The organism is Rhizobium album (assembly GCF_003122325.1).
Lineage (GTDB): Bacteria > Pseudomonadota > Alphaproteobacteria > Rhizobiales > Rhizobiaceae > Metarhizobium > Metarhizobium album.
On record NZ_QFBC01000002.1, the window covers coordinates 793,964 to 809,961 of the forward strand.

Here is a 15,998-nt window from a genome sequence, read left to right on the forward strand (position 1 = left end):
GACGGCACCGCCGGAAATCGAATGCCGGCAAATTTGTCGCTTCGGCAATCTGGTTTTGTGCGGCGCGGTGCATATATTGGGAGCCCGGGTCGATCATCGAGTCCGCACAGATCTTCTCCTACCGCCGGCGCTTTGGCCAGAATGGCTTTTCGCCGGCACGACAAGGACATGCGATGAACATGTATCGCGCGAACGTATCCACCACCCTGATCGACCGTGTCAGCGCCTGGCTGAAGAAGGCGGCGCTGGATGGTGAAAATCTCGAGCCGCTGATCAAGGGTTTTTGCGAGCGCCTCGCCGCCGCAGGCCTGCCGCTGGTGCGCGTTCACCTGAGTTTTTCGATGCTGCATCCGCTCTACGACGCGCTGGGCTTCACATGGCAGCGCGGCAAGGGCGTGACGGTCGAAGGTTTCCGCAAGGTTCTCGAAGGCCCGGATTCCGACCGGATCCTGCGCAGCCCCTATTTTTACCTGCTGAGCAACAATCTCGAATATCTGCGCCGCCGCATCGATGAGGCGACCCCTTCGGAATTTCCGGTTTTCGACGACCTCAAGCAGCTCGGCGCCACCGATTATCTCGCCTTCGTGCAATCCTTCGGCGACGGCACCGGCCAGGGCATGCTGGGCTCCTGGACCACCGATATTCCCGGCGGCTTCAACGACGACGTCATCGAGGCGCTGCTGAAGATCCAGAACAGCCTCGCCGTGGCGGCCAAGATGGCGGTGCTCGGCAAGCTTGCCGACAACATGCTGACCACCTATCTCGGCGGCAATGCCGGCAAGCGCGTGCTCTCCGGCCAGATCCGCCGCGGCGACGGCGAAACCATCCGCGCCGCCCTGGTGATGGCCGACATGCGCCAGTCGACCCTGCTTGCCGAGCGCGAAGGCCGGCAGGTCTACATCGACACGCTCAACCAGTTCTTCGATGCCATCGCCACGCCGTTCAACCGCAACGGCGGCGAAATCCTCAGCTTCATCGGCGACGGTTTCCTGGCGGTCTATCCGTGCGGTCGCCACCGCGAGCCGTCGCAGAAGGCGACGCGTGCCGCGATGGCCGCCGTCCGCCAGGCCTCGCTGCGCATGCAGGAACTGAACATCGAGCGCAAGAAGGCCGGCGTCGGCGAAATCCGCTACGGCGTCGGGCTGCATATCGGCAACGTCATGTTCGGCAATGTCGGCCTCCGGGACCGCCTGACCTTCTCCGCCTTCGGCGGCGCCGTGAACGAGGTCGAGCGCCTGCAGGGCCTGACCAAGAAATTCAGCCAGCCGGTCATCGCCAGCCAGGCTTTCGCCACCTATTGCGGCGGCGACTGGGTGACGCTCGGCCAGGAGCGGCTGCGCGGCCTCAGGCAGAAGGTCACCGTGCTGCTGCCCGGCGAAGGCAACCTGAAAGTAGACCCCGCAGAGGCGATAGAAAAGGACAGCCTCGACTTGCAGTCGGAAGCCGAGCGCGTCATGCTGCTGTATCGCAACAGCCGCAAACAGAAAACCAACGACATGCTGGAGACGCTGCTTCAATGATCGCACAACCGGGTCGTGCCCTGCTTCTCGCTTTCGCACTCTTGACCAGCGGGGCGGCCCTGGCGGATCCCCTCCAGCAGAAACTGGCGGACGGCTTCGACGGCAGCGATTTTTCGCCCGAAGGCGGCCTGTATTACCGCGAAAACAGCGAGCAGAGCGCCGGAACGGTGGTCTTCCAGAATGCCGTCAAGCGCACCGGCGCCGGCGCCCTGCAACTGAGCGTCAAGCCGCATTGCGCCGCCGAGAGCGAAGGTTGCAGCGAGCGGGCGGAGATCTGGGAAAAGACCGCGTTGCGCGTGCCTTACGACGCGGCCGTCTGGTACGGTTTTGCCGTCAAGTTTGCCGATCCGATCCCGTCGGACGACCACCGCTACCTGATCGCCCAATGGAAGCGGGAGATCGGCCCGGATGCGGAAGGCGACTTCAGCCCCTTCCTTGCCCTGCGCATGAACAATGGCAAGCTTTTCGCCACCGTCGAAACCAACTATTTCGACGGCACGTCCACCGGCCCGAAGGGACAGGCCGCCAACTGCCCGTCGGGACAGGTGCCGGTCTGGCTGCGTCCGGAAACGAACCAGATCCGCGCTTTCATCGTCGGCGACGAAACCTATACGGCCGCGGATGCAGGCATCTTCAATTCCTGCAGCGACAAGCTCCAGGTCATCGACCGCGGCAACTTTCTGCCGAAACCGGATTCCGGCTGGATCGATTTCGCGATCATGACCAAGCCCGGGCCTGACGGCACCGGTCATATAGAGATCTTTGCAAACGACACGTGGATCGTGTCGATCAAGGGTCATATCGGCCACGGCGATCGCGGGCTCGGCGAAAACCAGTATTTCAAGTTCGGCCCTTACCGGGCCGCCGACACCACCAATTGGACGCTGTATTACGACGACTTCCGCCGTTCGTCCAAATGCGAGGATGTACTTGCGGACAAATCCGCCTGCGCCAAGATCGACTGAACCCCATCTCCATGGCGGAAAACTTGACTGTTCACATTCATTTTTCCCTGTATCTTTTACAGTTTGAAGCCCATGGACAGTGACTTGGCCCTCCGCTAGTCTTGAAATCATACAGCCATTTCGCAAGCAACAAGGGAAAGCTGCTGGCATGAATTCAGGGGCAGATCTGTTGCGCATCGAGCAACTGGGCATCGCCTTCAAAATGATGGGTGGCCAGTTGGAAGCGGTTCGTAACGCCAGCTTGCGCGTTCTGCCTGGCAAAGTGACGGCGCTGGTCGGCGAATCCGGCTCCGGCAAATCGGTGATCAGCCAGGCGGTGATGGGCATCCTGCCGAATACCGCCTCCGCCACCGGCCGTATCCTGTTCTGCGATCCCGAAAATCCCGGCAATCCGATCGACATCCTGTCCCTGCCGCGCGACGGCAAGGCGATCCGCGACCTGCGCGGTCGCCGGCTCGGCAAGATCTTTCAGGAGCCGATGACCTCGCTTTCGCCGTTGCACACGATCGGCAACCAGGTCGGCGAGGCTTTGCGCATCCACGAACCGGTCAGCAAGGCGGAAACGCGCGACCGTGTCGAGGAGATGCTGGGCCTGGTGGGTTTTGCCAATCCTGCCCGCACCCGCGAGATGTATCCCTTCGAGCTTTCGGGCGGCATGCGGCAGCGCACCATGATCGCCATGGCGCTGATCTGCCGCCCCTCCCTGCTGATTGCGGACGAACCGACCACCGCGCTCGACGTCACCATCCAGGCGCAGATCCTCCAGCTTTTGCGCGAGTTGCAGGCCAAGCTTAACATGGCGATGCTGCTGATCACCCACGACCTCGGCGTCGTGGCCAACGTCGCCGACGAGGTGGTGGTGATCTATCGCGGCGAGATCATGGAGGCGGGGCCGGTCGAAACGATCTTCCGCCGGCCGGCGCATCCCTATCTCAAGGGGCTGATGGCGGCCGTGCCGCATTTCGACATGAAACCCGGCGAGCGACTGAAGGCGCTGCGGGAAATTCCCGTCAATGCCGACACGCTGATCGGCAAACGGAAGCAGGAGAGGCAAGGACCCGAGATCCTCCTCTCCGTGCGCAACGTCATAAAGACTTACGGCACGCGCAAATCCAGCTGGTTCGGGAAAAACACCGCCGCCGGCGTACGTGCCGTCGATGACGTCAGCTTCGACGTGCGTCGCGGCGAATGTCTCGGCATCGTCGGTGAAAGCGGCTGCGGCAAGAGCACGCTGAGCAAGATCGTCATGCGGGCGGTAACGCCGGATTCCGGCTCCGTCACCTATTTCGACCGCGACGGCAAGGCGATTGACGTGCTGTCGTCCGAGGGCAACGACCTCAAGACCCTGCGCACCAAGATCCAGATGGTCTTCCAGGACCCTGTGTCTTCGCTGTCGCCGCGCATGACCATCCAGAATATCCTGAGCGAACCGCTGGAAATCCACGATCGCGGCTCGGCGCAGGAGCGCAAGGAAAAGGTGTTGCGCCTGGTCCAGGCGATCGGCCTCGACCAGAGCGCGCTGAACCGCTACCCGCACAGCTTTTCCGGCGGCCAGCGCCAGCGCATCGGCATCGCCCGCGCCCTGGCGCTCGGACCGGACCTGATGATCTGCGACGAGCCGGTCTCGGCGCTCGACGTGTCGGTGCAGGCCCAGATCCTCAACCTTCTCAAGGATCTGCAGAAAGAATTGGGCCTCACCTACTTCTTCATTTCCCACAATCTCGCCGTGGTCGACTACATGGCCGACCGCATCGCGGTGATGTGCGGCGGTCGCATCGTCGAGCTTGCGCCGCGCGAGACGCTGATGCGCTCGCCCGTGCACCCCTACACCAAGGCCCTGCTGGCCGCCGTTCCCTTCCCCGATCTCGACCGGCCGCTGGATTTCGCCGCCGTGCAGGCCTGCGGCGCGACGGGAACGGCAAGCTGGGCTGCGCAGTTTCGCGCCGATAACGATGACAACGCGCTGGCGGCGGCGGATCTCGGCGGCGGGCATATCGTCCTGGCGCGCCGGAACGCCGATGTCAGGGAATTGCAGCCATGATCCGGCGCAGAACGCTCCTGGCAATGCTTGCCTCGACGGCCATTCCGGCCACAGCCGCAGCACGTCGCCTCGAACCCGATTTCTTGGTCCCGCTGATGAATGCCGGCAAGCTGCCGACCGCGGCCGGGCGCCTGCCAAAGAACCCGCGGGTCGTGGACCTCGCCGCCATGGGCCGGGACGTCGGCAAATATGGCGGCACCGCGCGCATGCTGATCGGCAGCGCCAAGGACATCCGCCTGATGACCATTTGCGGTTATGCCCGGCTCGTCGGCTACGACGACAAGCTCGATCTTTCCGCCGATATCCTCGAAAGCTACGAGCATGTCGATGAAAAGGTCTTCACCTTCAAGATCCGTGCAGGCCACCGCTGGTCGGACGGCCGGCTCTTCACCGCGGAAGATTTCCGCTATTGCTGGGAGGACGTCATCCTCGACGAGAACCTGCGCAAGGGCGGGTTGCCGACCGATCTTCTGGTCGACGGCAAGCCGCCGCGCTTCGAGGTGATCGACGAGCTGACGGTGCGCTACAGCTGGGACGGTCCCAACCCGGATTTCCTGCCGCGCCTGGCCGCGCCGCAGCCGCTGACCATCGTCATGCCGGCGCATTACATGCAGCAGTTCCACCAGAAGTACCAGAACGCCAACCGCCTGGCCGGCCTGATGAAGGAACAGCGCACCAAGAGCTGGGTCGACCTGCACATCAAGATGTCGCGCAGCTACCGGCCGGAAAACCCCGAGCTGCCGACGCTCGACCCCTGGCGCAACACCACGAAGCCGCCAGCCGAACAATTCGTGTTCGAGCGCAATCCCTATTTCCACCGCGTCGACCAGAACGGCACGCAGCTGCCCTATATCGATCGTTTCCTGCTCAACGTCAGCTCGTCCTCGATCATCACCGCCAAGGCCTGCACCGGCGAAAGCGACCTGCAGGCGACCGGCATCGATTTTGCCGATTACGCCTTCCTCAAGGATGCCGAGAAACGCTATCCGGTGAAGGTCGGCCTGTGGAAAGCGACGCGCGGCTCGAAGATCGCGCTGCTGCCCAACCTCAATTATGGCGACGAAACCTGGCGGGGCTTGCTGCAGGATGCGCGTTTCCGCCGGGCGCTGTCGCTTGCCATCGACCGCGAGGAAATCAACAAGGTGGTGTTCTACGGGCTCGCCAGGCCGAGCAGCGACACGATCCTGCCCGACAGCCCGCTGTACAAACCGGAATATGCCGCCGCGTGGAGCAGCCACGATCCCGATGCCGCCAACAGGCTGCTGGACGAACTCGGCCTGCAGAACCGCGACAGCGACGGCATCCGGCTGCTGCCGGACGGGCGGGAGGCACAGATCGTCGTCGAGACCGCCGGCGAAAGTACGCTCGACACCGACGTGCTGGAACTGATCACCGACCATTGGCGCAAGATCGGCATTTCGCTGTTCATCCGCACCTCGCAGCGCGACGTCTTCCGCTCGCGCACCATGGGCGGCCAGATCATGATGACCATGTGGCCCGGCCTCGAAAACGGCGTACCCACCCGCGACATGAACCCCAGCCAGCTGGCGCCGACCACCGACGACCAGCTGCAATGGCCGGTCTGGGGCATGCATTACCTGTCCAACGGCCAGAAGGGCCATGCGCCCGAGGTTGCCGAGGCCGCCCGGCTCGTCGAGCTCCTGAAGAGCTGGTATCACGCCCGCACGCCGGAAGAACGCACCGACATCTGGGGCGAGATGCTGGCGATCTATACCGACCAGGTCTTCTCCATCGGCATCGTCAACCAGACGCTGCAGCCGATCCTGCGCTCGGCGCATATGCGCAACGTGCCCGAGCGCGGCCTCTACGGTTTCGATCCCACCTGCTACCTCGGTGTCTACATGCCCGATACGTTCTGGTACGGCGAGGATATCGCCTGATGATGATGCGATACATCCTGTGGCGCATCGCCGCGATGATCCCGACGTTGCTGATCATCTCGGCGCTGATCTTCACCATCATCGAACTGCCGCCGGGCGACTATTTCGAGAGCTACATCTCCGAACTGCAGGCGCAGGGCGAAGGCGTGGACATGCAGGAAATCGAAGAGCTCAGGGCGCAGTACGGTTTCGACAAACCGCCGATCCTGCGCTATTTCCACTGGGTCGGTGGCATGCTGACCGGCGATTTCGGCTATTCCTTCGAATACCAGCTGCCCGTCAACGAAGTGGTCGGCGACCGCCTGTGGTTGACGATCCTCGTCTCCTTCTGCACCATCCTCGTCACCTGGCTGGTAGCGTTTCCCATCGGCATCTATTCGGCGACCCATCAATATAGCTGGGGAGACTACGGCCTGACCTTCCTCGGCCTGCTCGGCATCGCCATCCCCAACTTCACGCTGGCGCTGATCCTGATGTATTTCGCCAACATCTGGTTCGGCATCTCGATCGGCCACCTGATGGACCAGAAATTCCTTGGCGAGCCGATGAGCTGGGAAAAGGCGAAGTCGATCCTGGAACATCTCTGGATTCCGGTGATCATCGTCGGCACCGCCGGCACGGCCGGCATGATCCGGCGCCTGCGCGCCAACCTTCTCGACGAGTTGCAGAAGCAATATGTCGTCACCGCCCGCGCCAAGGGGCTGCATCCCTTCCGGGCGCTCATCAAATATCCGCTGCGCATGTCGCTGAATTTCTTCGTCGCCGATATCGGCTCGATCCTGCCGCAGATCATCTCCGGCGCCGAAATCACCGCCATCGTGCTGTCGCTGGAAACGACGGGGCCGATGCTCATCAAGGCGTTGCAAAGCCAGGATATGTATCTGGCGGGCTCGTTCCTGATGTTCCTCGCCTTCCTGACGGTGATCGGCATGCTAATATCGGACATCGCGCTCGCCTTTCTCGATCCGCGCATCCGGCTTCAGGGTGGGAGTGCCAAGTGACGTCATCGCCTCTTCCCGAATCCGGCGCGCCGCTGGCGCATTTCGTCTCCACCGCGCCTTTCGACCCCTATGCGCTCAAGGAGATGACGCCGGCGCAGATCCGCGTCAACAGCGCCTCGCAGCTGCGTCTGATGTGGTGGAAATTCAAGCGGCACAAGCTGGCGCTTGCCTCCGGCATCTTCCTCGCCGTGCTCTACCTGATGATCCTCGTCAGCGAGTTCCTGGCGCCCTACAACCTGCACAGCCGCAATGTCGATTTCATCCATGCGCCGCCGCAAGGCATCCATCTCTTCCATGACGGCACCTTCGTCGGCCCGTTCGTCTACGGGCGGGAAATGACGCTGGACATGGATACGCTGCGGCGCGTCTACACCGAAAAACCCGACGACATCGAACCGCTGCGTTTCTTCTGCAGCGGCGATCCCTACCGGTTCTGGGGCCTGTTCGATGCCAGCACGCATTTCGTCTGTCCGGCCAAGGACGGGCAGTTCTTCCTGCTCGGCACCGACCGGCTCGGCCGCGACGTGCTGTCGCGCATCATCTACGGCGCCCGCATCTCGCTGACCATCGGCCTGCTCGGCATCACCGTCAGCTTCATCCTCGGCATCGTCATCGGCGGGCTGGCCGGTTATCACGGCGGCATTTTCGACCTCGTGGCGCAGCGCATCATCGAGGTGCTGCAGTCGATCCCGAGCATTCCGCTGTGGATGGCGCTGGCGGCAATCATGCCGGTGACCTGGAGCCCGATCCTCATCTATCTCGGCATCACCCTCATCCTCGGCCTGCTCGACTGGACGGGACTTGCCCGCGCCGTACGGTCAAAACTCCTGTCGCTGCGCGAAGAGGATTACGTGCTGGCGGCGCAGCTGATGGGGGCGAAGTCGAGCCGCATCATCGGCCGCCACCTGGTGCCCGGATTCATGTCCCATCTCATTGCCACCGCGACCATATCGATCCCCGGAATGATTCTCGGCGAGACGGCGCTCAGCTTCCTCGGCCTCGGCCTGCGGCCGCCGATCACCAGCTGGGGCATTCTTCTCACCGAAGCCAGGAGCGTGAGCGTCATCGCCTTCTATCCCTGGCTTTTGTTCCCGACCATTCCTGTGATCCTGGTGATACTGGCATTCAATTTTCTGGGAGACGGCTTGCGCGACGCGGCCGATCCGTACAAGTAACGGATTCGACGATGAACAGCACCTGTAACCGTAAAGCTGGTCCGGACGGGGCCGATTGGAAGGTCAGCGCATGATGCGCCGTTTCGAAGATGCCCGCATCCTGATGTATAGCCATGACACGTTCGGGCTCGGTCACCTCAGGCGCTGCCGCACGATCGCCCATTCCCTTGTCGAGGATTATCGCGGGCTCAACATCCTGATCATCTCGGGGGCGACGATCGCCGGCGCCTTCGATTATCGCGCCCGCGTCGACTTCGTGAAGATCCCGAGTGTCATCAAGCTCCGCAACGGCGAATATACCTCGCTGGAAAAACATATCGACCTGCATGAAACGCTGAAGATGCGCCAGTCGATCATCCGCCATACGGCGGAGACCTTCGAACCCGACATCTTCATCGTCGACAAGGAGCCGATGGGCCTGCGCGGCGAAGTCGAGGAAACGCTCGCTTATCTCAAGACTCGCGGCACGACGCTGGTTCTCGGCCTGCGCGAGGTCATGGATGCGCCGCACCTGCTCGACGCCGAATGGAAGCGCAACGACGTGATGCGCAAGATCGGGCAATATTACGATCGCATCTGGGTCTACGGCCCGCCGGATTTCTACGATCCGCTGGTCGGGCTCGACGTGCCTCCCGCCGTGCGCTCGAAAATGGATTTCGTCGGCTTCCTGCAGCGCAGCGTTTCGCATGACCATGGCGACGACCATCGGCCGAGCGGCGACTACATTCTCGTCACCACCGGCGGCGGCGGCGACGGTGCCGAACTGATCCATGACGTCATCCATGCCTACCAGCAGGACCCGACGCTGACCCACCGCGCCCTGATGGTGCTCGGTCCCTACATGCCTGCCAAGCAGCGCCGCAAGCTGGTGCGCAAAGGTTCGAAGATCCCCTATATCGAAGTGATCGAGTTCGACAACCGCATGGAGGAACTGATCGCCGGCGCCAAGGCGGTCGTCGCCATGGGCGGTTACAACACCTATTGCGAGATCCTATCCTTCGACAAGCCGGCGCTGATCGTGCCACGCATCGTGCCGCGCCAGGAACAGCTGATCCGGGCGCAGCGCGCCGCCGAACTCGGGCTGATCGACATGCTGCTGCCGGAGGAATCCGCCGATCCGCTGCGGTTTGCCGCGGCGCTGAAAGCCCTGCCCTCACGCAACCCGCCCTCGGTGAACGCCAAGGGCTTGCGCTTGGAAGGGTTGCCGAATATCTCGCGCATCGTCGGAGACTGGATCGACGGCCGCGGCGGCAAGGAGCCGCTGCGCGTGATCAAGAGATAGGCAGAGCGCTTGCCGGACAACAGGAAAATCGTCGTCGTCCTGAAGGGATATCCGCGGCTCTCGGAAACCTTCATCGCCCAGGAACTGCTCGGCCTCGAACAGGCCGGCTTCGACCTGACGCTGGTGGCGCTACGCCGGCCGACGGACAAGAAGCGGCACCCCGTGCACGACGAGATCCGCGCACCGGTCCACTACCTGCCGGAATATCTCCACGAGGAGCCGCTCAGGGTTTTCCGCTCCTGGCTGAAGGCGCGCAAGCTGCCCGGCTTCAAGGCCGCCTTCTCCGCCTTTCTCGCCGACCTCCGGCGCGACTTCACCCGCAACCGCTTCCGACGCCTGGGGCAGGCCGCCGTGCTAGCGGCGGAATGGCCGCAGGGCGGTGCCTGGCTGCACGCGCATTTCATCCACACGCCGGCCTCCGTCGCCCGTTACGCCAGCCTGATGACCGGCACGCCGTGGACCTGCTCGGCGCATGCCAAGGACATCTGGACCTCGGAGAGCTGGGAGCTTGCCAGCAAGCTCGAAAGCACCCGCTGGACCGTGACCTGCACGCATACCGGCTTCGACCATCTGAGAAAGCTGGCGGGTGGCAAGGACAATGTGCATCTCAGCTATCATGGCCTCGACCTCACCCGCTTCGCCCCGTTCGAGGGAGCGCGGCCACCGCATGACGGCAGCAACGCCGCCGAAACCGTGACGATCCTCAGCGTCGGACGGGCCGTCGAGAAAAAGGGTTACGACGTGCTGCTGCGGGCGCTTGCCCTCTTGCCCGGCAGTTTGCATTGGCGCTTCGAGCATATCGGCAGCGGTCCCGAAATCGCCACGCTGAAGGCGCTGGCATCCGAACTGGGAATCGAGGCGCGCATTGCCTGGCGAGGCGCGCTCGACCAGAAGGATGTGCTCGACGCCTATCGCAGAAGCGATATCTTCGCGCTTGCCTGCCGCATCACCGCCGACGGCGACCGGGACGGATTGCCGAACGTGCTGGTCGAGGCGTCGAGCCAGCGGCTGGTCTGCGTTTCGACAGCGATTTCAGGGGTTCCCGAACTGCTGCGCGATGGAGAAAACGGGCTTCTTGTGCCCCCCGACAATCCGCAGGAACTGGCATACGCATTGGAAAGGTTGATCATCGCACCCGGCTTGCGCGCCCGGCTTGCCGATGCCACCGAAGAACGCGTCCGCACGCATTTCGACAACAAGGTCAGCATCCGGCAACTGACGGCGCTGTTCGAGCAGGAATGGCGGCAAACATGACCCACGATACGGTCCGCCGCGCACCGCGGGTCTTCTTCTACGTCCAGCATCTGCTGGGCATCGGCCATCTCGCCAGGGCGAGCCGCATTGCGCGTGCGCTCGGCGAGGATGGTTTCGCGGTGACGATGGTGACCGGCGGCACGCCGGTTGCCGGTTTTCCCGGTCCCGGCATGCGCCACGTCGCCCTGCCGACCATCGTTGCCGGCGACGCCGGTTTCTCCGGCATCGCCGATGCCGAAGGCCGGCCGGTCGATGATGCGTTCAAGGCTCGCCGCACGCAGATGCTGCTCGATGCCTTCCAGGAAACCGCTCCCGATATCGTCGTCATCGAGGCCTTTCCGTTCGGCCGACGGCAGGTGCGTTTCGAGCTGCTGCCGCTGCTTGCGGCAATCGAGGCCATGAATCCGCGCCCCCGCGTCGTCACCTCGCTGCGCGACATCCTTCAGGAGCGCTCCAAGCCCGGCCGCGACGAAGAAACCGTCGCGCTGGTCAAGGCGCATTTCGACCGCGTGCTGGTGCATGGCGATCCCTCCTTCGCCCGCATCGAGGAAACCTTTCCGCTCGCCGGCGAGATCGCCGACCGGATCGTCTATACCGGCATCGTCGCCGCGCCGCCGCCGGCGCCTCCGACTGAAACCTTCGACATCGTCGTGTCCGCCGGTGGCGGTGCCGTCGGCCGCGACGTGATCCGTGCCGCCTGCGATGCCGCCCGCGCCATTCCCGAAGTCGGCTCCTGGTGTCTGATCACCGGGCCGAACCTGCCGCAGGCGGATTTTGACGCGCTGGCGGCAGAAGCGCCGGCTGGCGTCAGCCTCGTGCGGTTCCGCCAGGATTTCGCCAGCCTGCTCGCCGGCGCGAAACTCTCGGTGTCGCAGGCCGGTTACAACACGGTCTGCGACATTCTTCGCGCCGGATGCCGGTCCCTGCTGGTGCCGTTCACGGCCGGCGGCGAGACCGAACAGCCGGTGCGCGCACGCCGTCTCGAAGCGATGAACATCGCATCGGTGCTGACCGAAGCCGATCTGACGGCCGCATCGATGACGCAAAAGATCCGGGAAGCCCTGTCGCGGCCAAAACCGCCGGCCTATGCGCTGGATCTGGATGGTGCGCAACGCTCCGCAGCTGTTCTGCGCTCCCTCCTCCCTGCGCCGATCCTTCCATCGGAATAAAAACGGAGGATATCTCCGTTTTTATTCTTGACCGCGGCCGGCATCGGGTGCAAGAAAACGCTCCCGCCCCGCATATCCCCCGCGCAGCGGGCAAGCTCACGGCGTTCACACGGTTTTTCATATCGGCGACAACGGCGATCGAACGCCGCTTACAGATCGATTTAAAAACTGTTATGTTTCGCCCCACGACTGAGGCAGGCGCGTAAAGATTTGCCTTCCGCGATCGCTTCCGCGCAACCTTCCGAGGGCGAGGGTGCGGCCCTGCCTCGTTTCATGCCTTCTCGTATCATCTGATCTGTCTATGGAAAATCGTCTCAGCCGCTACATCTGGAAACATACGAGCCGTCAACAGATCTGGATTCTGTTCGTCGTCGCCCTGTCGATGATTCCGTATTTCCTCTCCTTCGACCTGCCGAAACAGATCGTCAACGGTCCGATCCAGGGCAAGGGTTTCGAAACGGATGGAGCGACCCAGCTGTTCATGCACCTGGAGTTCTCGCTGCCGCTGATCGGCAATGTCGTGCTCTTTCCGGGGCTTGAGCTGAACCGCGTGCAGACCCTGTTCGCCCTCAGCATGGTCTTCCTGCTGCTGGTGATCGTCAACGGTCTCTTCAAACTCTATATCAACACCTACAAGGGCCGCCTCGGCGAACGCCTGCTGCGCCGCATCCGCTTCGAGCTCGTCGATCGTATCCTGCGTTTCCCGCCCGGCCAGTTCAAGCGTGTCAAGGGCGCCGAGATCGCCAGCATGATCAAGGACGAGGTGGAGCCGCTCGGCGGCTTCACCGGCGATGCCTTCGTCCAGCCGGCCCTGCTCGGCGGCCAGGCCCTGACGGCGCTGATCTTCATCTTCATGCAGCATTTCTGGCTGGGCATGATCGCCGCGCTGATCGTCGTCGTGCAGGCGGTCATCATCCCGCGCATGCGCAAACGGCTGCTGGTCCTCGGCCGAGAGCGGCAGTTGACGGCCCGCGAGCTGTCCGGCCGCGTCAGCGAGATCGTCGACGGCATCAGCACCATTCATGCCTTCGACACCTCGAACTTCGAGCGTGCCGACATTTCCGCCCGCCTCGGCCACATCTTCAAGATCCGCTACGACCTCTACCAGTGGAAATTCCTGGTCAAGTTCATCAACAACTTCCTCGCCCAAGTGACGCCGTTCCTCTTCTACTGCATCGGCGGGTATCTGGCACTGAACGGCCGGCTCGACGTCGGCCAGCTCGTCGCCGTCATCAACGCCTACAAGGACCTGCCCGGTCCGCTCAAGGACCTGATCGACTGGGACCAGACCCGCCAGGACGTACAGGTGAAATATGTGCAGGTGGTCGAGCAGTTCCAGGTCGACCGGCTTCTGGATCCGAAACTGCAGGCGGTCGCCGCCGATAACGACCAGGCGCTCAAGTCGCCGCTCGCCGCCGTCAATCTTTCGCTCGTCGACGATAGCGGCGCCAAACTGCTCGAACGCGTGTCGCTGCAGATCACCCCCGGTGAACATGTCGCCGTGCTGGGCGGGGAAGCACTGGCAGAAGCCGTCGCCCGGATGATCTGGCCGGAGAGCGGCAAGGTCGTTGCCGGCGGCGACGATCTCTGGGATCTGCCGGAATCGGTCACCGGCCGGAAAATCTCCTATGCCGCGGCCGAGGTCTACATGTTCCACGGCACGCTGGGCGACAATCTGCTCTACGGCCTGAAACATGCGCCGCTGACGCCGGCCGTCTACGACGAGCAGGGCGAAAACCACCATCGCTGGGAGATCAACGAGGCCCGGCTGGCAGGCAATCCGGACTACGACATCAATAGTGACTGGATCGATTACAGCACTGCCGGCGCCGAGGGGCCGGATCATCTCTTCGCATCGGTGCGCACGGTCCTCGATGCCGTCCTCCTGTCCAAGGACATTCTCGACCTCGCCCTACGCTCGACATTCGACCCTTCCGAAAACCCGGACCTCGCCGCCCGCATCGTCGAGATGCGTCACGCCTTGCGCGAGGAACTGGATACCGAAGGGCTGAACAGCCTTATCGTCACCTTCGAGCCCGACAGCTACAATCGCGAAGCCACCGTCGGCGAGAACCTTCTGTTCGGCACGACGACGGGCATGACGCTGAAAGGGCGTGCCATCGGGCAGAACCGCTATTTCCGCTCGGTGATGCAGCAGACGGGCCTCGGACCCAGGCTTTTCCAGATGGGTTACGAAATCGCCGAAAACGCCGTCGAACTCTTCGCCGACCTGCCGCCGGACCACCCGTTCTTCCAGCAGCTGACCTTCATGACGCCGGAAGACATTCCGGAATACCAGCTGCTGCTGCAGAAGCTGCGCGGAAAGTCCTTCGAGGAAGTGACCGACAACGAGCGCTACAAGATCATCAAGCTGAGCTTCGCCTATATCGAGCCCCGGCACCGCTTCGGTCTCCTGAACGACGACCTCATGGCCGAGATCGTCAGGGCGCGGAAGATCTTCCACGACAACCTGCCGAAGGACATGGAAGACGAGATCGAGCGCTACGACAACAGCCGCTACATGGCATCCGCCAGCGTGATGGACAATGTGCTGTTCGGCCGCATCAGCCACAAGCATGCCGACGGCTCGGAACGCATCCGCACCATCGCCCGCACGCTCCTGAATACGCTCGGCCTCTACGATCAGGTGCTGGCGCTGGGGCTGAACTACCATGTCGGCGCCGGTGGCCGGCGGCTGACGGGCGTGCAGCGCCAGAAGGTGGGGCTTGCCCGATCGCTGATCCGTCATTCGGACTATTACATCTTCAACCGGCCGCTGCCTGGCCTGGACCACCGCATACAGGACCAGATCGTTCGCAACGTCCTGGAATTGACCAGGCACAACAAGAACAACCCGGCTGTCGTCTGGGTCCTCTCCAATCCGGCCCTGACGACGCTCTTCGACCGCGTCGTCGTCTTCGAGCGCGGCACGCTGACGGCCGATGGCAAGCCGGACTTGATCTCGAACAAGGACGAAGCCAAACAACTGGTGCCTTCCTGACAGTATATGCTATTCCAGTCGGAACGTTTTCGGGGAATGAAGACCATGCTGCTCAAGGACGAAGTTCAAACGCTGAAACAAGTCTCGCTTTTTGCCGGCGTACCCCCGGCAAAACTGAAGCTGCTTGCCTTCACCTCCGACCGCATGAGTTACTCCGCCGGCGAGGTGCTTTTCCGGCAAGGCGATCTCGGTGACGCCGCCTATGTCATCCTGTCGGGCAAGGCCGACATCCTGGTGGATTCGCCCAACGGGCAGATCAAGATCACCGAACTGGAGACCAATTCCATCGTCGGCGAGATCGCCATCCTCTGCGACGTCTCGCGCACCGCCACCGTCATGGCCAGCTCCCCAATGGAGGTACTGCGCATCGGCAAGGACCATTTCCTCAAGCTTCTCGTCGACTTTCCCGAAATCACCATCGAGATCATGCGCGTGCTTGCCGACCGCCTGAGCCACACCACGTCCGAACTCACCGAAGCCCGCAGCCGCGAACGCCAGCACTGACCGGACGGCGTACCCTGCGCCCGTGCCTGACCTGACGAATTTCCCCGCAGCCCGGCGCCATTGGCGACCGGCAAATACCGACTCGCATAACGGTCGGATTTTGTTTACCATGGCAAAATTAGGACTGAGCCAGCTTGGCGAGGCAGGGAAAACGGTACACTCTATTAATTTCAATTCGGCAATTC

11 protein-coding genes are annotated in these 15,998 nt (G+C 62.8%); all 11 read left to right on the top strand.

What is annotated here, in order from left to right; genetic code table 11:
* Positions 1-173 precede the first annotated feature (173 nt).
* The 11 genes from DEM27_RS07995 to DEM27_RS08045 all read left to right on the top strand — a co-directional run bounded on the left by DEM27_RS07995 (position 174) and on the right by DEM27_RS08045 (position 15,813).
* Complete coding sequence (locus DEM27_RS07995) at positions 174-1,520, top strand: adenylate/guanylate cyclase domain-containing protein (protein WP_109457649.1); 1,347 nt, start codon at positions 174-176, stop codon at positions 1,518-1,520.
* A complete protein-coding gene (locus DEM27_RS08000; protein WP_109457650.1) occupies positions 1,517-2,485 on the top strand; it encodes a polysaccharide lyase family 20 protein in 969 nt (322 codons plus the stop codon). Before DEM27_RS07995 ends, DEM27_RS08000 begins: the two co-directional genes overlap by 4 nt.
* A gap of 148 nt (positions 2,486-2,633) precedes the next feature.
* The gene (locus DEM27_RS08005; RefSeq protein WP_109457651.1) at positions 2,634-4,526 is read left to right on the top strand and encodes an ABC transporter ATP-binding protein; all 1,893 of its coding nucleotides are present in this window, start codon (positions 2,634-2,636) and stop codon (positions 4,524-4,526) included.
* Positions 4,523-6,427 (top strand): ABC transporter substrate-binding protein, encoded by a 1,905-nt coding sequence (locus DEM27_RS08010; protein WP_109457652.1) that lies wholly within the window; start codon positions 4,523-4,525, stop codon positions 6,425-6,427. The genes DEM27_RS08005 and DEM27_RS08010 overlap by 4 nt, the downstream gene beginning before the upstream one ends.
* Positions 6,428-6,429: 2 nt before the next feature.
* Entirely contained in the window at positions 6,430-7,428 is a 999-nt protein-coding gene (locus DEM27_RS08015) for an ABC transporter permease (protein WP_109457732.1), read from the top strand.
* A gap of 83 nt (positions 7,429-7,511) precedes the next feature.
* Positions 7,512-8,603 carry an ABC transporter permease gene (locus tag DEM27_RS08020; RefSeq protein ID WP_245445728.1) on the top strand — a complete coding sequence of 364 codons (1,092 nt, stop codon included), beginning with the start codon at positions 7,512-7,514 and terminating at the stop codon, positions 8,601-8,603.
* Positions 8,604-8,673: 70 nt separating this feature from the next.
* Positions 8,674-9,885 carry a glycosyltransferase family protein gene (locus DEM27_RS08025; RefSeq protein WP_109457654.1) on the top strand — a complete coding sequence of 404 codons (1,212 nt, stop codon included), beginning with the start codon at positions 8,674-8,676 and terminating at the stop codon, positions 9,883-9,885.
* Between the two features lie 9 nt (positions 9,886-9,894).
* Positions 9,895-11,139: a glycosyltransferase gene (locus DEM27_RS08030; protein WP_109457655.1), complete on the top strand. Its 1,245-nt coding sequence runs from the start codon at positions 9,895-9,897 to the stop codon at positions 11,137-11,139.
* Complete coding sequence (locus tag DEM27_RS08035; protein ID WP_109457733.1) at positions 11,136-12,308, top strand: glycosyltransferase family protein; 1,173 nt, start codon at positions 11,136-11,138, stop codon at positions 12,306-12,308. Before DEM27_RS08030 ends, DEM27_RS08035 begins: the two co-directional genes overlap by 4 nt.
* A 301-nt stretch (positions 12,309-12,609) precedes the next feature.
* Positions 12,610-15,309: an ABC transporter transmembrane domain-containing protein gene (locus tag DEM27_RS08040; RefSeq protein ID WP_109457656.1), complete on the top strand. Its 2,700-nt coding sequence runs from the start codon at positions 12,610-12,612 to the stop codon at positions 15,307-15,309.
* Positions 15,310-15,354: 45 nt separating this feature from the next.
* A complete protein-coding gene (locus DEM27_RS08045; RefSeq protein WP_109457734.1) occupies positions 15,355-15,813 on the top strand; it encodes a cyclic nucleotide-binding domain-containing protein in 459 nt (152 codons plus the stop codon).
* Positions 15,814-15,998 lie beyond the last annotated feature (185 nt).

Excerpts from the sequence above, each read along its gene's own strand:
- DEM27_RS08045 (WP_109457734.1), top strand. The coding sequence starts at position 15,355 with ATGCTGCTCAAGGACGAAGTTCAAACGCTGAAACAAGTCTCGCTTTTT.
- DEM27_RS08040 (WP_109457656.1), top strand. The coding sequence starts at position 12,610 with ATGGAAAATCGTCTCAGCCGCTACATCTGGAAACATACGAGCCGTCAA.
- DEM27_RS08015 (WP_109457732.1), top strand. The coding sequence starts at position 6,430 with ATGATGCGATACATCCTGTGGCGCATCGCCGCGATGATCCCGACGTTG.
- DEM27_RS08020 (WP_245445728.1), top strand. The coding sequence starts at position 7,512 with ATGACGCCGGCGCAGATCCGCGTCAACAGCGCCTCGCAGCTGCGTCTG.
- DEM27_RS08005 (WP_109457651.1), top strand. The coding sequence starts at position 2,634 with ATGAATTCAGGGGCAGATCTGTTGCGCATCGAGCAACTGGGCATCGCC.
- DEM27_RS08000 (WP_109457650.1), top strand. The coding sequence starts at position 1,517 with ATGATCGCACAACCGGGTCGTGCCCTGCTTCTCGCTTTCGCACTCTTG.
- DEM27_RS08010 (WP_109457652.1), top strand. The coding sequence starts at position 4,523 with ATGATCCGGCGCAGAACGCTCCTGGCAATGCTTGCCTCGACGGCCATT.
- DEM27_RS08035 (WP_109457733.1), top strand. The coding sequence starts at position 11,136 with ATGACCCACGATACGGTCCGCCGCGCACCGCGGGTCTTCTTCTACGTC.
- DEM27_RS07995 (WP_109457649.1), top strand. The coding sequence starts at position 174 with ATGAACATGTATCGCGCGAACGTATCCACCACCCTGATCGACCGTGTC.
- DEM27_RS08025 (WP_109457654.1), top strand. The coding sequence starts at position 8,674 with ATGATGCGCCGTTTCGAAGATGCCCGCATCCTGATGTATAGCCATGAC.